The organism is Allobosea sp. CRIB-10, from assembly GCF_900112185.1.
Lineage (GTDB): Bacteria > Pseudomonadota > Alphaproteobacteria > Rhizobiales > Beijerinckiaceae > Allobosea.
This window is the reverse complement of record NZ_FOKP01000016.1, coordinates 29762-49462: the sequence shown is the minus strand read 5'-3', so window position 1 is coordinate 49462 and position 19701 is coordinate 29762. Positions and strand designations below refer to the sequence as shown.

Below are 19701 nucleotides of genomic sequence, written 5' to 3'. Positions count from 1 at the left end.
CAAGGCAGCTATTTTGTTTCAAGAAGGAGATCGGCATGCGCCGTTCCATCATGCCGAAGCGCAGCCGGTTTGTCGCGCTGAGCCTCGGTCTTGCGCTGTCCATCGGCGCTTCGTCGCTGGCGCTCGCTCAGGCCCGCCAGGTTCCGGAAGCGCGCCAGCAGATCACACTGTCCTTCGCGCCCGTCGTGCAGAAGACCTCGCCCTCGGTCGTCAACGTCTATGGCGCGCGCGTCGAGCGGCGGCCGCAGAACCCGTTCATGGACGATCCGTTCTTCCGCCGCTTCTTCGGCGATGGCGGCTTCGGCCTGCCGCGCGAGCAGGTGCAGCGCTCGCTCGGCTCGGGCGTGATCGTCGATGCCGGCGGCCTCGTCGTCACCAACAACCACGTCATCGAGGGCATGACCGAGGTCAAGGTCGCGCTCGCCGACAAGCGCGAGTTCGAGGCCGAGATCGTGCTGCGCGATCCACGCACCGACCTTGCCGTGCTCAAGGTCAAGGGCGCCAAGGAGCTGACGGCGATCGAGGTCGGCGATTCCGACACGCTGCAGATCGGCGATCTCGTGCTGGCGATCGGCAATCCCTTCGGCGTCGGCCAGACGGTGACGCAGGGCATCATTTCGGCGCTGGCGCGCACGCAAGTCGGCGTCGGCGATGCCCAGTCCTTCATCCAGACCGACGCCGCGATCAACCCCGGCAACTCCGGCGGCGCGCTGGTCGACATGCAGGGGCGCCTGACCGGCATCAACACCGCGATCTTCTCGCGCTCGGGCGGCAGCCACGGCATCGGCTTCGCGATTCCCTCTGCCATGGTCCGCGTCGTGGTCGAGAGCGCCAAGTCCGGCGGCAAGCTGGTGAAGCGGCCCTGGTTCGGGGCGCGGCTGCAGGCGCTGACCCAGGAGGTCGCAGACGGGCTCGGGCTCGACCGGCCGGCCGGCTCGGTCGTCGCCAGCGTGGTCGATTCGGGGCCGGCGGCGGAAGCCGGGTTGAAGCGCTCGGACGTGATCCTCGCCGTCGACGGCGTCGGCGTCGACGATCCCGAGAGCTTCGGCTACCGTTTTGCCACGCGGCCGATCGGCGGCACGACGCAGCTCACCGTGCTGCGCGGCGGCAAGCGCATCACCGTCCCGATCAAGCTGACGCCGGCGCCGGAGACGCGTCCGCGCGAGCCGGTCAAGGTCGCCGGCCGCTCGCCCTTCACGGGCCTGACCGTGCTCAACCTGTCGCCGGCGGTGGCCGAGGAGCTCTCGATCGACCTCTCGACCGAAGGTGTGGTCGTCAGCGAGATCGAGGAGGGCAGCCCGGCCGCGCGCGTCGGCTTCCGCAAGGGCGACCTGATCCTCGCGATCAATGGCGAACGCATCGCCGCCTCGCGCGAGATCGAGCTGGCGACGCGCGAGCGCAAGCGCGCCTGGGAGGTGACGATCTCGCGCGGCGGCCAGACGGTGACCTCGACCTTCGGCGGGTGAGGTGAGCGACCTCTTCTCCGCCTCGGGTCTCGACAAATCCGGCCCGCGTCCGCTCGCCGACCGGGTGCGGCCGACGACGCTCGGCGAGGTCGCGGGACAGGAGCACCTGACCGGCGAGGATGGGGTGCTGACCCGGCTGATCGCCTCGGGCTCGCTCGGCAGCCTGATCTTCTGGGGCCCACCCGGCACCGGCAAGACGACGGTGGCGCGCCTGCTGGCGGGGCAGACCGATCTCGGTTTCGAGCAGATCAGCGCGATCTTCTCCGGCGTCGCCGACCTGAAGAAGGCCTTCGACGCCGCCCGTGGCCGCCGGCTCGGCGGCAAGGGCACCTTGCTGTTCGTCGACGAGATCCACCGCTTCAACCGGGCTCAGCAGGACGCTTTCCTGCCGGTGATGGAGGACGGCACGATCACGCTGGTCGGCGCCACCACCGAGAACCCGTCTTTCGCGCTCAACGCGGCGCTGCTGTCGCGGGCGCGCGTCCTGACCTTCAAGGCGCTCGACGAGGGTGCGCTGCTCTTCATGCTCGGCCGGGCCGAGGCGCTGGAGAACCGCGAATTGCCGCTGACACCGGAGGCGCGGCTCGCACTGGCGCGCTTCGCCGATGGCGACGGGCGGGCGGTGCTGACGCTGGCCGAGGAGACCTGGCGCGCCGCCAAGTCAGGAGAGATATTCGACGAAGCCGGGCTCTCCGAGGTGATCCAGCGGCGCGCGCCGATCTACGACAAGGCGCAGGACGGGCACTACAATCTGATCTCGGCGCTGCACAAGACGATCCGCGGTTCCGATCCGGATGCGGCGCTCTATTATTTCGCCCGCATGCTCGATGCCGGCGAGGACCCGCGCTTTCTGGCGAGGCGGCTGGTGCGCATGGCGGTCGAGGATATCGGCCTCGCCGACCCGCAGGCGCTGGTCCATGCCCGCGCCGCCGCCGAGACCTATGAGCAGCTCGGCTCGCCCGAGGGCGAGCTCGCCTTGGCGAACACGGTGATCTATCTCGCCACCGCGCCGAAATCGAACGCCGCCTACGTCGCCTACAAGGCGGCGATGCGCACCGCCAAGGAAGCCGGCTCGCTGACGCCGCCCAAGACGATCCTGAACGCCCCGACCAAGCTGATGAAGCAGGAGGGCTACGGCGCCGACTACGCTTATGACCACGACGCACCAGACGCCTTCTCCGGCCAGAACTACTGGCCTGACGCACTCGGCCGGCAGCTCTTCTACGATCCACCGGAGCGCGGCTTCGAGCGCGAGATCAGGAAGCGGCTGGAGTACTGGGAGAAGCTGCGGCAGGAGCGGGGGGAGTAGGGGGCCGGCTTCAGCCCGCGTCATGCTCGGGCTCGACCCGAGCATCTCAGGCCGGAAGAGGCACCAATCAACGCCTTCTCGCCACGAGATTCTCGGGTCTGCGCTTCGCTCCGCCCGAGAATGACGTTCTCTTCAAAAACTCCGCTCGATGAAAAGCTGCGTCGAGATCTGTCGCCCCGCCAACCCCGCCGCGATCTCGCGGCCGGTCAGCGCGATCTTCGCCCAGGCGATCGAGTTCTCAATGCCGAGCTTGAGGCCCTCGACCGGGGTCCAGACCAGATTGGCGGCGAAGCGGTCGATCCTGATCTCGCCGCGGACCTGGTTGGCGAGCGGCACTTCGAGCCAATACCGGCTGAGATAGAGGTTGCTGGCGAGCTCGTCGGTCCATTCCAGGCGGCCGGAGACGACGGTGGAAAAGCCGCGGGTGGCGTCGGTCGCCACGAGCACGCGGTTGACGATGCGGGCGTCGAGCTGCGAGCCGAGATAGGGCGCTCCGTCGATCGCACCGGCGAGCTGCGCCGTCAGGCTCCAGCTTTTGCCGAACGCCTCGCCTTCATAGGTCGCGCCGAGAATGCCGGCCCGGCCGAAGCGCGACGGCGTACCGGGGATCTCCCGCAAGGCGAATGCAGCATGCACGGTCCAGCCGCCCTGTTCGTAGACCAGCCGGCCGATCGTATCGGGTATGCGTCGCCCGGTCTGAACCGGCGCGGTCACGGAGGCGTTGCCGAGCGCCGGGTCCTCGACAGCGAGCGTCGCGGTCCAGCTCTCGGTCAGCGGCAGTTCCAGCGCGATGAGGCCGACGGTGCGCGAGGGCACGCGCGTCGAGAAGATGAACTCGTCGCCGGTCCAGAAGGCGAAGCGCGACGTGTCGAGCCCGAAGGTCCAGGGCCCGACCAGGATCGTCGCCTCGTCGATCGTGGTCTCGCTGGTGCCGTTGACCGGCCCGTACATGGTGAAGCCGAAGGCCGTGCCGACGCGCAGGCCGGAGGCGAGCTCGTGCGAGGTCGCGATCCGGAAGGCGGCGCTGATCGGGAAGGAGGTCGCGCTCGACGGCGGCGGCGGACCATTGCGCGAGGCGCGGAAGGAATCGCGCTGGATGCCGGCGCTGACCGTGCCGGTGATCGAGAGGCAGGTGGCCGCGCCGGGCAGGACAAGGCCGCGCTCCGGCGGGTCCTCGTCGTCCTCGTCCTCGTCCTCCTCGTCGTCGCTGTCGTCATCTGCTTCGTCCTCGCCCGAAGCCGCAGGCTCTGCCGGCTTGCCGGCGAAGAGCGGCGGAGTTTCGGGCAAGGCAATCGTGCAGGCGCGGGCAAAGCTCGGGGCCTGCGCCGGGCGCGATTGCAAGCGCGCCGGCGCTGCGAGGGCGATCTGCGACAGCAGGGCGAGTCCGAGGCCGGCAGGCAGCGCCGCGCGCCAGAACGCCGCGCCGACAAGCTCGCCTCCTGGTACAGAACCGCATGCCATTGGCGCGACGACCACCCCCTGCGTCTCGATGTTTCTGCCGGTCGGGGAGGTGGCAAGTCAATCGTCCGGGTGGAGCGGGAGGTGCTTCTGCGTGGGAGCGGCCAGCGGAAGATCGCAGGCCGCATGATCATTGCTGCTGCTCAGGCAGCGGCAGGCGCCTGGGGCGGGAACGCCGGGAGAGCCGAGGTTTCATTGCGAACCTCGAAGGCGATGAGCGAGAACCAGCCGAAGAGCACGAGACCGGCGGCGCCGACGATCAGCCCGGCGAAAGCCGGGTTCGCCATGCTCGTGGCGACGAGCGCGGGAGCGACCAGGGCGGTTACGACGCTGTAGAGCGCCCAGCCGCTCTTGCCGACGGCGTTGAACCGGCGGGCGAAGACGAAGCAGGCCGCGATCAGCGACAGGAACGAGAGAAGGAAGGCGACCATATGCACGGCGCCGGCCGCGCTCATCTGTGGCGCCTGCCCGGGGGCGGGCAGGGGATCGGGCCCGAACAGCCCTGCCCCGATCATGCCGAGACCGTAGAGGCCGGCGAGAATCGGGCCCGCCGTGCCTCCGCGCTGGCCGCGCAGGACATGGCGCAAGCCGAGCGCGCCGGCGAGCGCCAGGGCACCGGTGACCACGAAATTCGCGACCTGGATCCAGCCGAGCTCGCCGAGCGCGAGGAAGCTGATCGGCTGGGTGCGGATGTCATAGCCGGGCCTGAGCGCCACTTGCAGCGCGGCGAGGCCGTAGAACACAGGGGCACTCGCCACGCCGCAGGCGAGGAGGGCGCGGTCGAGAGAAGAGGGGGCGGTTTGCATCTGGCTCTCCGGGAGCGGAAGGGATAGAGTAAAACTGAACGGTTTAGTACAACTAAACTGTGTAGTTTTATTTCTGATGTCAAGACCCATGGAGCCGCCATGTCGCAAGCCGTTCTCGATCGCTCCGAACGCAAGCGCGGCGCCGTGCTGGAGGCGGCGACGAGCCTGTTCCTGGCGAAGGGCTATGACGGCACCACCATGGACGAGGTGGCGGCGCTTGCGGCTGTGTCGAAGCCGACGCTCTACCGCTATTTCGCCGACAAGGAGCGGCTCTATGCGGCGATCGTCGCGGCGACGACGGACAATATCGACGGCTTGCTGCGGCTGGTGGCCGAGGAGCTTGCGGCCTCACACGACCCCAGGGAAGGGCTGAGCCGGCTCGCCGGCAAGTTCCTGACCGCGCTGATGCAGCCGGACCTGCTGCGCCTGCGCCGGCTGGTGATCGCCAATGCCGAGCGCTTCCCCGAGGTCGGGCAGGGCTGGTTCTCTGGTGGCTTCGAACGCGTGCTGGAGACGCTCTCCGCCGCCTTCCAGCGCTATGCCGCCAAGGGGCGCCTGCGGATCGACGACCCGCTGATGGCAGCCAACCATTTCGCCGGGCTGTTGCTCTGGATCCCGCTGAACCGCGCCATGTTCAGCGGCAAGTGCGATAGCGATCCGGCCGAGCTCGCCCGCTATGCGCAGGCCGGGGTCGATGCATTCCTGCGGGGCTATGGCACGGAAACGGTGAGGTAAGCAGCAGACCAGACTGGAACGAGGCATCCGCCGCGGATTTCGTTTGTCTGCGGTCGCAGGGCGCTCTATGCCTCGGGGATGCTTTCCACCGCTCTCGTCTTTCTCGGCGCCGGCATCGGCGGCGTGCTCCGGCACGGCGTCAACCTCGTCTCGCTGAAATGGCTTGGCGCCTCGTTCCCCTATGGCACGATGGCGATCAACATCCTCGGCTCCGGCCTGATGGGCCTCGTCGCCGGCTGGCTCGCCTTCAAGGCGGGCGAGGGCTGGAGCCAGCACGCCAGACTGTTCCTGACCACCGGCGTCCTCGGCGGCTTCACCACCTTCTCGGCCTTCTCGCTCGACGCGGTGCTGCTCTGGGAGCGCGGCGAGGCGATGCTGGCGGCGGTCTACGTCATCGGCTCGGTCGTCCTGTCGCTCGCGGCGCTGGTCGCGGGGCTCGCTCTGGTCAGGGGGCTGTCATGAGAACCGGCGGCAAGGGAACAGGCGGCAAGGGAACGGGCGGCCCCCCGCGGGGCAACGGCCCGAAGCGCGGCGGCAGGCCGCCAGCCTCCGGCGCGCCGAAAGGCAAGCGCCCGAGCCATGATGCGCGCCGCTCGGCCCGGGCCAGGCCGCGTCCGGCGGAGGACGAGGTCGTGCGCACCGAGCCGACGCGCAACCCGAAGCCGCATCATCCGGCGCCAAGGGCCGCAGCTCCGCGCAAGCCGGCGACACGCAAGCCGCCGATCACGGATGCGCCGACCCGCGCCGAGGTCAAGGCCGTCACCGCCGAGGTGCTCTCGACCGGCGTGCAGCAGCTCGTGGTGACGCAGGACGAGAACGAGATGCGGATCGACCGCTTCCTCGAGGCGCGCTTCCCGCAGCTCTCCTTCAGCCATATCCAGCGCATCGTCCGGAAAGGCGAATTGCGCGTCGACGGCAAACGCGCCGACAGCAAGGACAGGCTGGAGGCCGGCCAGACCGTGCGCATCCCGCCGCTGAAGCTGGAGCAGGCGGCGGAGCGGCCGCGCTCGGCCAAGGCCGACGCCGATACGATCGGCTTCCTGCGCTCGATCACGCTCTATGAGGACGAGGACGTCATGGTCCTCAACAAGCCGGCCGGCCTCGCCGTCCAGGGCGGCTCCGGCACGACCAGGCATGTCGACGGCATGCTGGCGGCGCTGACCGGCAAGGACGGGCAGAAGCCGCGCCTCGTCCACCGGCTCGACAAGGACACCGCCGGCTGCCTCGTCATCGCCAAGTCGCGCTTCGCCGCGGCGACTTTGGCCAAGACCTTCCGCTCGCGCTCCGCCCGCAAGGTCTACTGGGCGCTGGTCTATCATGTTCCGCGCGTGAAGCAGGGCCGAATCTCGACCTATCTCGCCCGCGAGGAAGCCTATGACGGCGACCAGCGCATGGCCGTCGCCGAGCATGGCGGCGAGGGCGCGATGCACGCGGTGACCTATTACGCCGTGGTCGAGACCGCGGCGCAGAAGCTGGCCTGGCTCTCGCTCAAGCCTGTGACCGGGCGCACTCATCAGCTGCGCGCCCACGCTGCCCATATCGGCCATCCGATCGTCGGCGATCCGAAGTACTTCGACATACAGAACTGGGAGATGCCTGGCGGCATCCAGAACAAGCTGCACCTGCTGGCGCGGCGGATCGTGCTGCCGCATCCCCGCGGCAAGGGCACGATCGACGTCAGTGCGCCGCTGCCGCCGCATATGCGCCAGAGCTGGAATCTGCTCGGCTTTGAGGATGCGCCTTACGACCCGATCGTCGACGCGCCGGACGAGTGAGGCCTGCGCGAAAAAGTTGCGTGACCTCAGGTAAGAACACTTGCTGAACAAAACGCGATATGTTCTAAGTTTGTTCCTGTGAACTCTTTATCACGGGAGGCTTTCCATGTTGCGCATCGCCTTGCTTGCCGCCGGCCTCGTTCTCTCCTTCCCCTCCACCGGCTTCGCCCAGGCGCAGCCCGCTCCGGCCGCGCCGCAAGCGGTCGCTGGACCCATTGACGAGCCGGTGCCGCGTGCCGCTCGCGCCGAGGCGCGACGCGACTGCTATGCCGAGAACATCGCGCTTTCGGGCGACGATCTGCGCCGCGCCATGCGCGAGTGCATGCAGGAGCGCTTTCCCGGCGTGAAGCTCTATGCCAGCGACGGTCTGACCCGCGACGGCAAGCCGACCGCGGCGACGGCGCGCGCGGTCTGCAAGCAGGAGGCCGATGCGACCGGGCTCAAGGGCGCCGAGCGGACGGCGGCGCTGGTCGCCTGCTTCAACGGCAAGCGGCCGGATCTCGCCCAGCGGGCCGAATGCCGCAAGGAGGCGCGCGGCAAGGGGCTCGATGGCGACGCCCTGAAGGCCGCGATCGCCGAATGCGGCCGCAGTCCGCAAGGGTGAGGCCGTTGCGGCATGAGAGCCTTGCGCCGGCGGAGATGGCGGGCAGCTGCCTTCTCCTGTAGAGCGCCGGGCATGGACCTCATCATCTTCGACCTCGACGGCACGCTGATCAACTCCGAGGCGATCATCCTCGGCGCGCAATACGAGACCTTCGCGCGCTGCGGCCGCGTCCATCCTGGCCGGGAAGCCGGTCTCGGCGTGATCGGGCTCACCCTCGACATCGCGCTGATGCGTGTCGCCGGGCTCACCGAGCCGGACGACGTGCTGACCCAGACTTACCGGGATGTCTTCAACGGCATGCGCCAGCGGGCGGAGAGCGATCCGGCTCTGGCCGAGCCGCTCTTCCCCGGCGTCATCGAGCTGCTGGCGGGGCTGTCGCAGCGGCCGGCGACTGTGCTCGGTATCGCCACCGGCAAGTCGCGGCGCGGCGCCGACTACATCGTCGAGCGCCATGGCTGGGCGCCGATGTTCAAGACGATCCAGACCGCGGACGACGCGATCTCGAAGCCGCATCCGGACATGATCCTGCGAGCGATGGCTGAGACCGGCGCCAGTCCTGAGCGCACGCTGATGGTCGGCGACAGCACCTTCGACATGGAGATGGCGGTGGCGGCCGGCGTGACCCCGGTCGCGGTCTCCTGGGGCTTCCAGCCGGTCGCGGCATTGCAGGCGGCCGGCGCGCGGCATGTGATCGAGAGTTGCGCCGAGCTCACGGCGCTGATCGGCGCTCCGTCCTTGGCGGCCTGAGCCGAAGGAGCGCGGCGCGCCGATTGCGCGTCATGCGCGGGCTCGATCCGAGCATGTCGGACAGGCGAGACTGCTATCGGCCCCGTTTCGTCCTCGGGTCTTCGCGGATCAATCCGTGGGCCGGTCGAAGTCCGACCCGAGGACTCTGCCCGACAATGATGTGGCGTGGAGCGTCGCGTGTTTGGCCGTTGTCATCGCCTTTGCGGTGGCTGCGTCATCTGCTCCGGTAATCTCCTCGCAACCACGCTGACTCAGGACCGTTTAACCTGAACAGGCGTTCAGATTTGCGTGTTAACCACCTGCTGACTGGCCCGGTCGCATCGTCTTCACACGACAGGGACAAACCGACACGAAACAACGTCGGACAGGGGTTGAACGATGATTGGCCACGAACTTCGCGAATTCGTCGATCACGTGATGGACAGGCGCGTGATCGACGATGAAGACGTCCGAATTCTTCAGCGCGAGATCTTGCATGAGATCGTGCTCACCCGCGACATCATCGATGTGCTGGTGGCGCTCGACCGTGCCGTCGCTGACAAGTCGCCGCTCTTCGCCGATGTGCTGCTGGCGTTCTGCGTCGACTTCTCGGTCTGGGAAAGCCGCCCGACCGGCCGGGTCGACCGCGACAAGGCGCATTGGCTGGTGACGACGCTCTCGGCCGGCGATGGCCCGACGCCGCTGGCGCAGAAGATCGCCTTCGAGATCGTCCGCGAAGCCGAGTCCTGCGACGAGGCCCTGGTCGGCTTCGCCCTGCGCAAGGCCGATGCCCGGATTTCCACCGCCCCGATCGCCCAGCGCGTGGTGCTGGCGAGCTGAGGCCATCCAGAACACTGAGCGTTCACGCCCGGCCGCCGCCGGGCGTTTGCGCACGTTACAAAACTTTCGCATCAGTGGACGGATGCGCTTGCCTCCCGTAAAGCCCGCACTGCACAATCAATGCTCCGGGCCGGGGGGACGCCACGCATGTTCTCGAAGATCCTGATCGCGAACCGTGGCGAGATCGCCTGCCGCGTCATCAAGACGGCAAAGCGCATGGGCATCAAGACGGTGGCGGTCTATTCCGACGCCGATCGCGATGCGCTCCATGTCGAGATGGCCGACGAGGCCGTGCATATCGGCGCCGCTCCCGCTGCCGAATCCTATCTCCAGATCGACAAGATCATCACTGCCTGCAAGCAGACGGGGGCTGAGGCCGTCCATCCAGGCTACGGCTTTCTCTCCGAGCGCGAGGCCTTCGCCCAGGCGTTGAAGGAGAACGGCATCGTCTTCATCGGCCCCAATCCCGGCGCCATCGCCGCAATGGGCGACAAGATCGAATCGAAGAAGGCGGCGGCCGCCGCCAAGGTCTCGACGGTTCCGGGCTATCTCGGCGTGATCGAGAACCCCGAGCATGCCGTGAAGATCGCCGACGAGATCGGCTATCCCGTGATGATCAAGGCCTCGGCCGGCGGCGGCGGCAAGGGCATGCGCATTGCCCATTCGGCCGGCGAGGTCGCCGAGGGCTTCGCCCGCGCCAAGTCGGAGGCGGCGTCCTCCTTCGGCGACGACCGCGTCTTCGTCGAGAAGTTCATCGTCGACCCCCGCCATATCGAGATCCAGGTGCTGGGCGACAAGCACGGCAACGTCATCTATCTCGGCGAGCGCGAATGCTCGATCCAGCGCCGCAACCAGAAGGTGCTGGAGGAGGCGCCGTCGCCGCTGCTCGACGAAGCAACCCGCCGCAAGATGGGCGAGCAGGCGGTCGCGCTGGCCAAGGCGGTGAGCTATGACAGCGCCGGCACGGTCGAGTTCGTCGCCGGCCAGGACAAGTCTTTCTATTTCCTCGAGATGAACACCCGGCTGCAGGTCGAGCATCCCGTCACCGAGATGATCACCGGCATCGATCTCGTCGAGCAGATGATCCGCGTCGCCTATGGCGAGAGGCTCGCGATCAGCCAGGCCGACGTGAAGCTCAATGGCTGGGCAGTGGAATCCAGAGTCTATGCCGAGGACCCGACCCGCAACTTCCTGCCGTCGACCGGGCGGCTCGTCACTTATCGCCCGCCGAGCGAGGGGCCGGATGGCGACGCCACCGTGCGCAACGACACCGGCGTGTTCGAGGGCGGCGAGATCTCGATCTACTACGACCCGATGATCGCCAAGCTGGTGACGCACGCGCCGACGCGCGAGGCGGCGATCAAGGCGCAGGCGCGGGCGCTCGACGCCTTCGCCATCGACGGCATCCGCCACAACATCCCCTTCGTCGCGGCGGTGATGCAGCATCCGCGCTGGATCTCGGGCAATCTCTCGACCGGCTTCATCGCCGAGGAGTTCCCCGAGGGCTTCTCCCTGCCGCAGCCGGAAGGCGAGATCGCGCTGCGCATGGCGGCGATCGCGATCGCCTGCGACCATCGCCTGAACAGCCGCAAGCGCCACGTCTCGGCGCAGATGGAGGGCTGGCGCAAGGTCGAGTTCGAGCGCACCCGCATCGTCTCGCTCGGCGGCGAGCGTTTCGAAGGGCAGGTCTCGGAGCAGGGCGGGGCGGTGACGATCGCGTTCCCCGAGCGCAGCCTGACGATCGCCAGCGACTGGCGCCCGGGCGAGCCGGTCTGGCGTGGTACGGTCGACGGCGTCGCGATTGCGGCGCAGGTCCGGCCGATCCTGAACGGCGTTTCGCTCGGCCATGCCGGCGCCTATGCCAATGCGCATGTCTATACGCCGCGCGAGGCGGAGCTGGCGGCGCTGATGCCGGAGAAGGCTGCGGCCGACACCGGCAAGGTGCTGCTCTGCCCGATGCCCGGCCTGGTCAAGGCGCTGCTCGTCAGCGTCGGCCAGGAGGTCAAGGCGGGCGAGCCGCTCGCCATGGTCGAGGCGATGAAGATGGAGAACGTGCTGCGCGCCGAGAAGGACGTCACCATCGCCAAGATTCTGGCGAAAGAGGGCGATTCGCTGGCGGTGGACGCCGTCATCATGGAATTCGCCTGAGGCGCGCGAGACTTCTACTGGGGCGGCCGCCTGACGCGGCCGTCTGCGCTTCCGTTGCTCACGTACTGATGTACGCTCCGCTCCGGTTCTCGACAGCCACGCCAATCGGCTCTCCCCAGCGAAGTCTCGAGCAGCCTCAGCTGGCTGAGGCGCTTGCCTTCGCGGGGCGGCCGGATGATTGTCGCCGCCCTATCATGGGAAGGTGGCGGACATGCTGACGATCTGGGGGCGGATCAGCTCGATCAATGTGCAAAAGGCGGTCTGGGCCGCCGGCGAGGTCGGCCAGCCCTTCGAGCGCATCGATGTCGGCGGCCAGTTCGGCGGCAATCGCGAACCGGCCTATCTCGCCAAGAATCCGAACGGGCAGATTCCGACGCTGGAGGATGGCGAGCTCGTCATCTGGGAATCGAACAGTATCGTGCGCTATCTCGCCGCTCGCTACGGCGCCGGCTGGATCTGGGAGGAGGACCCGGCGAGGCGGGCCGAAGCCGATCGCTGGATGGACTGGATGCTGTCCGAATTGCAGCCGTCGATGACCCCTGCCTTCTGGGGGCTGATCCGCAAGACGCCAGGCTATACCGACGAGGCGGTGATCGCGGCTTCGGTCGCGAAGGCGCAGGCCAAGCTCGATATCCTGGAGGCGCATCTGGCGGGGCGAGCCTACCTCGCCAACGAGCGCTTCGGCATGGCCGACATCACGGTGGCGCTCGGCGCACATCGCTGGCTGCACATGCCGGTGCAGCTGAAGGACTGGCCCAATATCCGTCGCTGGTATGCACAGGTCTCGGCGCGGCCCGCTGCCGGTCCGGCCATGCCGTTGCCGATCTCGTGAGGACGGCAACGGCCAGCCGCGCTTGACCCGGCCGATTTGGCCGTCATGATCGCCGCCATGCGCGGTTTCCTCGTCATTCCCGTCGTTTGGGCGCAGTTCGGCTGTGCGGCAGCGCTTGCGCAGGCGCCGAGCAATCCGGTCCAATCGGCCGATCGGATGCAGGTGGCCAATTGCGTGCGGCAGGGACTGACGTCGAGCCCGGCCTGCATCGGCCTCGTCGCCGTGCCCTGCGTCAGTGCCGCCTCGGTGAATGATCGGGCCCAGGCCGAGATCAGCTGTGCGCGGCGCGAGGAGGCGGTCTGGCGCGAGCGGCTGACGCTGGCGGGCGCGGCGTTGGGCCGGACGCTCGATGCCGGCGCGCGCAGCCAGTTCGCCGCACTGCAGCTCGCCTGGCAGAGCTATGCCGTGCAGAAATGCGCCTTCTACGGCTCTGCCCAGCCGCCGGCGCGCTCGGCCGGGCTGCAGGCCGGCTGCGAACTGCGCGAGGTCGCCGAGCGGGCGCTCGAAGTCGAGCGCTTCGCAGCGCGGCAGACGCGCCGTCCGCCGGCACAGCCGCCGCAGATCATCCGGTAGCGCATGGCTCGTCATGTTCGGGCTTGACCCGAGCATCTCTGGCCGCAGGAAGCACCGGTCGGCGCCTTCACCGCAACGTGAACGCAATCCTGCATCGAACCTGGGCCGCCCCCAGCCGTTTCCTAACGGCCTGTCAGCTTTCTGCGCGTAAGGGGAGGCGGGTCTGTTCAAGAAAATCATGTTCTTCGCACTCTCAAAGATCCTCTGGTTCCTGGCTTCACCGGTGAACCTCGCCATTGCCGGCCTGGTGCTGGCGAGCCTGCTCGCCTTCACGCGCTTTTCCGGGCCGGGGCGCTGGCTGGGCCTGATCTGCGTCTTCGTTCTCGGCCTGCTCGCCTTCAGCCCGCTGGCGCGCATCATCGTTCGGCCGCTTGAGGATCGTTTCCCGCAGCAGGCGGTGAATTCAGGCAAGGTCGACGGCATCATCGTGCTCGGCGGCGCGATCGGCGTGGCGCGCGAGGACATCGTGCTCAACAATGCCGCAGCGCGAATGACCAAGGCGGTCGAGCTCGCCCGGGCCCATCCGGAGGCCAAGCTGGTCTTCGCCGGTGGCGGCGGCAATCTGCTCTCGTCGGTGGTGAAGACCGAGGCCGACGGGGCGCGGCTGCTTTTCCTCGGGCTCGGCCTGCCGGAACATCGCCTCGTCCTCGAGGACAAGTCGCGCAACACCGTCGAGAATGCGGTGTTCACCCGTCGCCTGGTCGATCCCAAGCCCGGCGAGCGCTGGCTCTTGGTGACCTCGGCCTGGCATATGCCGCGGGCGATGGGCGTGTTCCGCAAGGCAGGTTTCCAGGTCGAGGCCTTTCCCGTCGATTTCCTCTCCGCCGGCACCCCGGCCGATTATGTCCGGCCCTATCGCAAGGCGGCGCGCGGGCTCGACATCGCCGATGACGGCTTCAAGGAATGGGCCGGGCTCGTCGCCTATTACCTCGCGGGGTATACCGACGCGCTGTTCCCTGGACCGGCGCAGGCGGCGACGCCGCGCTAGAGCAATTCCGCAATTCTTCGAATCGCGGAAATGTTCTAGGTCCTTGTTTTATCGCATTCTCTTCACGCGGACCGGTGTCCACTTCACTCGAAAATGCGCTAGAGCTGCCGCCCTTCCTGGCCGATCGCGTCGAGGACCCCTCTCGCGGCGACCATTGCCCCGTCGGAGCGCATCGTCTCGCTGACCTGGATGGCTCGCGCCCGGGTCTGCGGAGACAGGGCGATCGCCAACGCTGCGGACAGCGAGTCGAAAGTCGGCGTCGGGCCATCATGTGCCGCGCCGATGCCCAACCGTGCCACCCGGGCGGCCCAGAAGGGCTGGTCGACGACCTGCGGGACGATCACTTGCGGCGCGCCGGCGCGGGTCGCCGCTGTCGTCGTGCCGGCGCCGCCATGGTGCATCACGGCCGCCATCCGCGGGAAGAGGACCTGCTGGTTGACGTCACCGATGACGAGGCAGTCGTCCGCATCATCGATCGGCGCCAGCTCGGCCCAGCCCCGCAACAGCACGGCGCGACGCCCTTGCGCGCGAACAACCGCGAGCGCCACCCGCGCTGCTTCTCTTGCCGCATCCATCGCCATGCTGCCGAAGCCGACATAGATCGGCGGCGCGCCGGCTGCGAGGAACGCCTCCAGCCCGGCCGGCAGCGGACGGGCATCCGGCAGGATCCAGGCGCCGGTTTGCGCGGCGTCGCAGAGTTCCGTCGGCCGCCAGGGCCAGAGCACCGGGTCGGAGGCCAGCAATGGCCGGCCTGTGAAGATGTGATCGCGGATGTTCGTCACCTCCGGCAAGCCGATCGCAGCGCGCTGGCCATTGATCGCTCCGCCGAACAGGGCGTTCATCACGCCGATGTTCAGATCCCACAAGGCGCGATTGTCGGTCACGTCCGGCGGGAGGGGATGGCCGGGATAGGGATAGGGCCGATGGTGCTCCGACGGCAGGAACAGCGGGCAGAAGCTCGCATGCAGATAGGCGATTCCTCGCATCTCGGCCACGCATTGCGCTGCGCCGGCCGATGGCATGAGGCCGGTCGCGACGATCGCATCGCAGCGCGCGGCGGCCGCACCGATGGCTTCGTATTGCGCCGCGATCATCCGGGCTGCGAGTGTGGGCAGATCGAACGGTGAGCGTCTGGCCGCTTCGATCCATTGGCGAACCGGCGTGAAGGCCGGCGCGAGGGGCACGCCAACCCGCGCCAGCAACTCGGCGAATTCTTCGTCCGGCGGGGCGGAGACCACGGCTTCTGCGCCGAGCGCCTGCAACTCAACGGCCAGCGCCGCCATAGGCTCCACATCGCCGCGCGAGCCGTAAGTCGATAACAAGATGCGCATTTTTCTACTCCCTTTGGCCTGGGGGTCAGGCCGAGGGCAGCGTTCCTAGGACATGGAGGGGGACTTGCCGCAAGCCCCGGGGTGCGTTAGACGATGATCATGGCAAGAGGCAGGGGCGTTCCCCTGCCTTTTTTGTTGCAGTCGAGACCGCTCCTGGCGAGGTGGCTGGCGCCCCGAACACAGCTTCAAGCATCACAGACATCGTGTGACGGCCGTGGCTTGTCGCTGCCCGATGATGGCGGTCGCAGCGGGCCGATCCGGATGCTGGGCGGACGGCCTGGGGTCCGGACTCATAACCAGTGACTGACGGTTGCTGCGATGCTGACCGCTGCGAGGAAGTTTGTAGCCAGTCGATCGTATCGGAGGGGCGATGCGGCGGACGTCCTCGAGCCTGCAGAACATGCGCTCGATGGCGTTGCGGTTCCGGTAGAGGTGCGGCGAGAGGCAGTTCTACCACGTCCGGTTTGCCTTCGGCGGGATGTTGGCGAAAGCGCCGCGCTCTTTGACCTGATCTTCGGCGACAGGTTCGTCGTTTTCATGTCAATCAGCATCCGCTAAAACGTCACACAATGTACTTCATTCTCGCAATCATCCTCTACGTAGTCGGGCTTGGCATAGCGTCGGCCATCGATCCGGCGTACGGACTATTCGCTGTGGGGATGATCTACTACACGTGGCCGATTTCGATCTTCTGTATCGTAGTGATTTGGTTGATCCTGCGCGCACTGTTCAGGGGACGCTTGAAACCTCCCCAGTCCGAGGGGCCGGACTCATAACCAGTAGCTGACGGTTGCTGCGATGCAGACCGCTGCGAGGAAGTTTGTAGCCAGTCGATCGTGTCCGGCTGCAATGCGGCGGACGTCGTTGAGCCTGCAGAACATGCGCTCGATGGCGTTGCGGTTCCGATAGCGATATGGCGAGAAGCAGTTCTTCCACGTCCGGTTTGCCTTCGGCGGGATATTGGCGAAAGCGCCGCGCTGCCTGACCCTAATCCTGGCCGGCCGCATCGTTGCCCGGCAGGCGCAGCCGATAGACGCCGCGGAAATCGTCGGGGTCGACCGGGCGGCCCTTGCGGGTGATCACAAGTCGGCCGTCTTTCATCAACTGCACGGCGACGCGGCGGATCGGCTGCATCAGCGGGCCCCAGCCATCGGGATGGTCACCGCCGAGGGCGCGGGCGACATCCATCGGGCCGAGGGTGCGCTCGTCGCCGCGCTCGGCCGCTAGCCGCAGGATCGTCTCAGCGAGGTCGTCGTCTGTCGGTCTGGTCATGTCGCTTGCTGAGCTGCCAGGCAGGCTGCGTCAAGCGGCCTTGCTGCCTGCGCCGACGGCCGCCGCCGAATCCGAAGCGAATTGCCGGCGCCACATCACGGTCAGCACCGCTGCGGTGGCGATCAGGAAGAGCCAGGGTGAGATGAACCAGCCGAGATAGGCGAGCGCGAAGAAGAAGGCGCGCTGGCCACGGTTGAAGTGCAGGCCCGCGACGATGTTCATCCTCACCGCCTCGCGCGCCGCGGCGATCGTCTCCGGCTTGTCGGCCTCGGTATGGGGCGGGATCGCGCCGATCAGGATGGCGCAGTAGTTGAACAGCCGGTAGGCCCAGCCGAACTTGAAGAAGGCATAGGCGAAGATCACCGCGAGCCCGATGACCTTGATCTCCCAGGCGGTGCGCGTCGTCTGCGTGGCGAAGGGCAGGTCGGCGAAGATCTGGACGACGCGATCGGCCGATTGCAGCAGCGTCAGCGAGCCGCCGATCGCGATCAGCGAGGTCGAGGCGAAGAAGGCGGTGCCGTTCTGTAGGCCGTTCATCACCTGCGTGTCGATGATCCGGTTCTCGCGCTTGACCGATTCCATGATCCAGCGCTCTCGGCGCTCGTTCATCAGCGTGTTGAGGCTGCGCTTCGAATGCGGGCCGATCTCGACCGCGAGGAGATAGCCGATCCAGGCGGCGGCGAAGAAGGCGATCGCGATCAGGTCGAGTGGTCCGAATCCAGCCATGTGCCCCTCCGGGCGGCAGATTGGCGAGGCCGGCCTGCGCCTGCAAGCCTATCGATTGACGCGAGCCGTCACAGCCGCCACCTTGCCGGCCTCGCAAGGGAAGGGCCGGCCATGCCGCAGACGATCACCAAGGGCTATAAGGCGCTGCTGGCCGAGGCGGAAGCGGCGGTGAAGACGCTCTCGGTCGAGGAGGCGAAAAGCATGGTCGGGCGCGACGACATCGTCTTCGTCGATCTGCGCGACCCGCGCGAGCTGGAGCGGGAAGGGCGCATGCCCGGCGCCTTCCATTGCCCGCGCGGCATGCTCGAATTCTGGATCGATCCGGACAGCCCCTATGCCAAGCCGGTCTTCCAGGAGGACAAGCAGTTCGTCTTCTTCTGCGCCGGCGGCTGGCGCTCGGCGCTGGCGGCGAAGACGGCGCAGGATATGGGGCTGAAGCCGGTCGCGCATGTCGAAGGCGGCTTTAGCGCCTGGAAGAAGGCCGGCGCGCCGGTGGATGCGCCGGCGCCGAAGCAAGGCTGAGCGCGCCGCTTGTCCCATTTCGTCATCGTTTTTCTCGTCATCTGCTTTGTCTTCCGCAAGCCGCTCGGCCGGCTGCTGGCGAAACAATTCCCGGACCGGGTCAAACGCCAGCGCGTGCTCGGCACGATCATCGCTGCGTTCCTGCTGGTGATCGGGATGAGGCTGCTGGCGCTGCTGTGGTAGCTGTCCGTGGCCGATCAAGCGTCCGGACGCTATGATCGCCGACGGGATCGCAGGAGATCACGCCATGTTCGTTAGGTCTTGGCAGGGCATGCGCGCCGCGGCGCTGTCGCTAGCGCTGGCGATCGCGGCTTCGGCCCAGGCTGAAGCCTGCACGCGTGCGGTCTATCTCGGCCGCGACGGGATTGTGATCACCGCCCGCTCGATGGATTGGCGCAACGACATCGCGACCAATCTCTGGATTTTCCCGAGGGGCATGGAGCGGAGTGGCGAGGCCGGTCCTAACTCGCTGCGCTGGAGGTCGCGCTATGGCAGTGTGATCGCCTCCGGCTACGACATCTCGACGACCGACGGTCTCAACGAGGCGGGTCTGGCCGCGAATGTGCTGTGGCTGGTCGAGTCGCAATATCCGGTCTTCGACAAATCGAAGCCGGGGCTTAGCATTGCCGCCTGGGCCCAATATGCGCTCGACAACTTCGCGACGGTCGAGGAAGCGGTCGCCGCTTTGCGCGCCGAGCCATTCGTCATCGTGACCGACAAGGTTCCGGGCGAGAACCGGCTCGCCACCCTGCATCTCTCGCTGTCCGACGCGCGCGGTGACAGCGCCATCTTCGAATACATCGCGGGCAAGCTCGTCATCCATCACGGCCCGGCCTATCAGGTGATGACCAACTCGCCGATCTTCGACGAGCAGCTGGCGCTGAACGCATACTGGAAGCAGATCGGCGGCACGGTCATGCTGCCGGGAACCAATCGCGCGGCCGATCGCTTCGCGCGAGCGTCCTTCTACATCAACGCCATTCCCAAATTCGACGATCCGAACATCGCGGTGGCCAGCGTCTTCAGCGTGATTCGCAACGCCTCGGTGCCTTTTGGGATCACCACGGCCGAGGAGCCCAATATTTCCTCGACGCGTTGGCGCACGGTGATCGACCACAAGCGCAAGCTCTACTTCTTCGAGTCCGCGCTGACGCCGAACACGTTCTGGGTCGATCTGCGCAAGATCGACTTCTCACCTGAGCGCGGCAAGGTGATGAAGCTCGATCTCGGCGAGAACCAGACCCGCACCTTCGCCGGTGAAGCGAGCGGGAGTTTCCAGGACGCTGTTCCGTTCCAGTTCCTCGGATTGCCATAGCCGAAGCTTCAGCCCGATCCATTGTGACCGCATTGCGAAGTTCGATCGGTTTCGGTTGCAACCACCCCATGCATCGGACGCGGCTTGCACAATAGGCGGGCATCGGGCATCTTGCCTGCCTTGGCTCCAACTCAGGAAAGGGAGGGCTGAATGGAATTCGCAACCATCGTCGCTCCCGCCATGCGGTCCCGCCGCCACTAGGTCGGATCAGCACGAGGCCCGCCTCTTCGGCGGCCCGAGCCATCATTTCCAAACTTGTTTTCTGAAGCCGCGGC

Annotated in this window: 20 protein-coding genes and 2 pseudogenes; 15 read left to right on the top strand and 7 right to left on the bottom strand. The window is 67.3% G+C overall.

Annotation, left to right across the window (positions count from 1 at the left end; all coding sequences use genetic code 11):
• Nucleotides 1–35: 35 nt before the first annotated feature.
• Together BMZ69_RS19165 and BMZ69_RS19160 are read left to right on the top strand one after the other, a co-directional pair.
• Nucleotides 36–1466 carry a DegQ family serine endoprotease gene (locus BMZ69_RS19165; RefSeq protein ID WP_092159578.1) on the top strand — a complete coding sequence of 477 codons (1431 nt, stop codon included), beginning with the start codon at nucleotides 36–38 and terminating at the stop codon, nucleotides 1464–1466.
• 1 nt (nucleotide 1467) lies between these two features.
• Nucleotides 1468–2775, top strand: a complete 1308-nt coding sequence (locus BMZ69_RS19160; RefSeq protein ID WP_092159577.1) for a replication-associated recombination protein A — start codon at nucleotides 1468–1470, stop codon at nucleotides 2773–2775.
• A gap of 132 nt (nucleotides 2776–2907) precedes the next feature.
• On the opposite strand, the gene BMZ69_RS31680 is transcribed toward BMZ69_RS19160, so the two are convergent.
• Entirely contained in the window at nucleotides 2908–4236 is a 1329-nt protein-coding gene (locus tag BMZ69_RS31680; RefSeq protein ID WP_175506876.1) for a hypothetical protein, read from the bottom strand.
• Between the two features lie 140 nt (nucleotides 4237–4376).
• Nucleotides 4377–5039: a DUF998 domain-containing protein gene (locus BMZ69_RS19145; protein ID WP_175506875.1), complete on the bottom strand. Its 663-nt coding sequence runs from the start codon at nucleotides 5037–5039 to the stop codon at nucleotides 4377–4379.
• Between the two features lie 99 nt (nucleotides 5040–5138).
• Here BMZ69_RS19145 and BMZ69_RS19140 point away from each other — a divergent pair, with 99 nt between their 5' ends.
• The 10 genes from BMZ69_RS19140 to BMZ69_RS19095 all read left to right on the top strand — a co-directional run bounded on the left by BMZ69_RS19140 (nucleotide 5139) and on the right by BMZ69_RS19095 (nucleotide 14260).
• Complete coding sequence (locus BMZ69_RS19140; protein WP_092159572.1) at nucleotides 5139–5774, top strand: TetR/AcrR family transcriptional regulator; 636 nt, start codon at nucleotides 5139–5141, stop codon at nucleotides 5772–5774.
• A 78-nt stretch (nucleotides 5775–5852) separates the two neighbouring features.
• On the top strand, nucleotides 5853–6236 hold the full coding sequence (gene crcB / locus BMZ69_RS19135) for a fluoride efflux transporter CrcB (RefSeq protein ID WP_092159563.1): 384 nt from the start codon (nucleotides 5853–5855) through the stop codon (nucleotides 6234–6236).
• A complete protein-coding gene (locus tag BMZ69_RS19130) occupies nucleotides 6233–7549 on the top strand; it encodes an RluA family pseudouridine synthase (RefSeq protein WP_092159558.1) in 1317 nt (438 codons plus the stop codon). The genes crcB and BMZ69_RS19130 overlap by 4 nt, the downstream gene beginning before the upstream one ends.
• 106 nt (nucleotides 7550–7655) lie before the next feature.
• A complete protein-coding gene (locus BMZ69_RS19125) occupies nucleotides 7656–8153 on the top strand; it encodes a hypothetical protein (protein WP_092159556.1) in 498 nt (165 codons plus the stop codon).
• A 72-nt stretch (nucleotides 8154–8225) separates the two neighbouring features.
• The gene (locus BMZ69_RS19120) at nucleotides 8226–8900 is read left to right on the top strand and encodes an HAD-IA family hydrolase (protein ID WP_092159554.1); all 675 of its coding nucleotides are present in this window, start codon (nucleotides 8226–8228) and stop codon (nucleotides 8898–8900) included.
• 378 nt (nucleotides 8901–9278) lie between these two features.
• A complete protein-coding gene (locus BMZ69_RS19115) occupies nucleotides 9279–9719 on the top strand; it encodes a hypothetical protein (RefSeq protein ID WP_092159552.1) in 441 nt (146 codons plus the stop codon).
• 147 nt (nucleotides 9720–9866) lie between these two features.
• The gene (locus tag BMZ69_RS19110) at nucleotides 9867–11867 is read left to right on the top strand and encodes an acetyl-CoA carboxylase biotin carboxylase subunit (RefSeq protein ID WP_092159550.1); all 2001 of its coding nucleotides are present in this window, start codon (nucleotides 9867–9869) and stop codon (nucleotides 11865–11867) included.
• Nucleotides 11868–12078: 211 nt separating this feature from the next.
• The gene (locus BMZ69_RS19105) at nucleotides 12079–12699 is read left to right on the top strand and encodes a glutathione S-transferase family protein (protein WP_092159548.1); all 621 of its coding nucleotides are present in this window, start codon (nucleotides 12079–12081) and stop codon (nucleotides 12697–12699) included.
• A gap of 45 nt (nucleotides 12700–12744) precedes the next feature.
• Nucleotides 12745–13272 (top strand): lysozyme inhibitor LprI family protein, encoded by a 528-nt coding sequence (locus tag BMZ69_RS19100; protein WP_139219102.1) that lies wholly within the window; start codon nucleotides 12745–12747, stop codon nucleotides 13270–13272.
• Nucleotides 13273–13450: 178 nt separating this feature from the next.
• Complete coding sequence (locus tag BMZ69_RS19095) at nucleotides 13451–14260, top strand: YdcF family protein (protein ID WP_092159545.1); 810 nt, start codon at nucleotides 13451–13453, stop codon at nucleotides 14258–14260.
• 98 nt (nucleotides 14261–14358) lie between these two features.
• Here the strand turns inward: BMZ69_RS19095 and BMZ69_RS19090 are convergent, their stop codons facing one another.
• The 5 genes and pseudogenes from BMZ69_RS19090 to BMZ69_RS19065 form a co-directional block, all read right to left on the bottom strand.
• Nucleotides 14359–15591, bottom strand: coding sequence for a glycosyltransferase (locus BMZ69_RS19090; protein ID WP_092159544.1), 1233 nt, complete (start codon nucleotides 15589–15591; stop codon nucleotides 14359–14361).
• A 290-nt stretch (nucleotides 15592–15881) separates the two neighbouring features.
• A pseudogene (locus BMZ69_RS19085) lies at nucleotides 15882–16101 on the bottom strand (transposase); the annotation flags it as partial.
• A 260-nt stretch (nucleotides 16102–16361) separates the two neighbouring features.
• A pseudogene (locus tag BMZ69_RS19075) lies at nucleotides 16362–16565 on the bottom strand (transposase); the annotation flags it as partial.
• A 13-nt stretch (nucleotides 16566–16578) separates the two neighbouring features.
• Nucleotides 16579–16863, bottom strand: a complete 285-nt coding sequence (locus BMZ69_RS19070; protein ID WP_092159542.1) for a DUF3253 domain-containing protein — start codon at nucleotides 16861–16863, stop codon at nucleotides 16579–16581.
• Between the two features lie 30 nt (nucleotides 16864–16893).
• A complete protein-coding gene (locus BMZ69_RS19065) occupies nucleotides 16894–17589 on the bottom strand; it encodes a DUF599 domain-containing protein (protein WP_092159541.1) in 696 nt (231 codons plus the stop codon).
• 111 nt (nucleotides 17590–17700) lie between these two features.
• Between BMZ69_RS19065 and BMZ69_RS19060 the strand changes: the two genes are divergently transcribed.
• From BMZ69_RS19060 to BMZ69_RS19055, 3 genes are all read left to right on the top strand, one after another.
• Nucleotides 17701–18111 carry a rhodanese-like domain-containing protein gene (locus BMZ69_RS19060; protein WP_092159540.1) on the top strand — a complete coding sequence of 137 codons (411 nt, stop codon included), beginning with the start codon at nucleotides 17701–17703 and terminating at the stop codon, nucleotides 18109–18111.
• A 9-nt stretch (nucleotides 18112–18120) separates the two neighbouring features.
• Entirely contained in the window at nucleotides 18121–18294 is a 174-nt protein-coding gene (locus BMZ69_RS31675; RefSeq protein WP_175506874.1) for a hypothetical protein, read from the top strand.
• Between the two features lie 88 nt (nucleotides 18295–18382).
• The gene (locus BMZ69_RS19055) at nucleotides 18383–19426 is read left to right on the top strand and encodes a linear amide C-N hydrolase (RefSeq protein ID WP_244543442.1); all 1044 of its coding nucleotides are present in this window, start codon (nucleotides 18383–18385) and stop codon (nucleotides 19424–19426) included.
• Nucleotides 19427–19701: the final 275 nt, after the last annotated feature.

Coding starts and splice junctions, on each gene's coding strand:
- crcB (WP_092159563.1), top strand. CDS start 5,853: ATGCTTTCCACCGCTCTCGTCTTTCTCGGCGCCGGCATCGGCGGCGTG.
- BMZ69_RS19140 (WP_092159572.1), top strand. CDS start 5,139: ATGTCGCAAGCCGTTCTCGATCGCTCCGAACGCAAGCGCGGCGCCGTG.
- BMZ69_RS19165 (WP_092159578.1), top strand. CDS start 36: ATGCGCCGTTCCATCATGCCGAAGCGCAGCCGGTTTGTCGCGCTGAGC.
- BMZ69_RS19060 (WP_092159540.1), top strand. CDS start 17,701: ATGCCGCAGACGATCACCAAGGGCTATAAGGCGCTGCTGGCCGAGGCG.
- BMZ69_RS19130 (WP_092159558.1), top strand. CDS start 6,233: ATGAGAACCGGCGGCAAGGGAACAGGCGGCAAGGGAACGGGCGGCCCC.
- BMZ69_RS19090 (WP_092159544.1), bottom strand. CDS start 15,591: ATGCGCATCTTGTTATCGACTTACGGCTCGCGCGGCGATGTGGAGCCT.
- BMZ69_RS19105 (WP_092159548.1), top strand. CDS start 12,079: ATGCTGACGATCTGGGGGCGGATCAGCTCGATCAATGTGCAAAAGGCG.
- BMZ69_RS19125 (WP_092159556.1), top strand. CDS start 7,656: ATGTTGCGCATCGCCTTGCTTGCCGCCGGCCTCGTTCTCTCCTTCCCC.
- BMZ69_RS19120 (WP_092159554.1), top strand. CDS start 8,226: ATGGACCTCATCATCTTCGACCTCGACGGCACGCTGATCAACTCCGAG.
- BMZ69_RS19055 (WP_244543442.1), top strand. CDS start 18,383: ATGCGCGCCGCGGCGCTGTCGCTAGCGCTGGCGATCGCGGCTTCGGCC.
- BMZ69_RS19100 (WP_139219102.1), top strand. CDS start 12,745: ATGATCGCCGCCATGCGCGGTTTCCTCGTCATTCCCGTCGTTTGGGCG.
- BMZ69_RS19145 (WP_175506875.1), bottom strand. CDS start 5,039: ATGCAAACCGCCCCCTCTTCTCTCGACCGCGCCCTCCTCGCCTGCGGC.
- BMZ69_RS19065 (WP_092159541.1), bottom strand. CDS start 17,589: ATGGCTGGATTCGGACCACTCGACCTGATCGCGATCGCCTTCTTCGCC.
- BMZ69_RS19110 (WP_092159550.1), top strand. CDS start 9,867: ATGTTCTCGAAGATCCTGATCGCGAACCGTGGCGAGATCGCCTGCCGC.
- BMZ69_RS19070 (WP_092159542.1), bottom strand. CDS start 16,863: ATGACCAGACCGACAGACGACGACCTCGCTGAGACGATCCTGCGGCTA.
- BMZ69_RS31680 (WP_175506876.1), bottom strand. CDS start 4,236: ATGGCATGCGGTTCTGTACCAGGAGGCGAGCTTGTCGGCGCGGCGTTC.
- BMZ69_RS19095 (WP_092159545.1), top strand. CDS start 13,451: ATGTTCTTCGCACTCTCAAAGATCCTCTGGTTCCTGGCTTCACCGGTG.
- BMZ69_RS19115 (WP_092159552.1), top strand. CDS start 9,279: ATGATTGGCCACGAACTTCGCGAATTCGTCGATCACGTGATGGACAGG.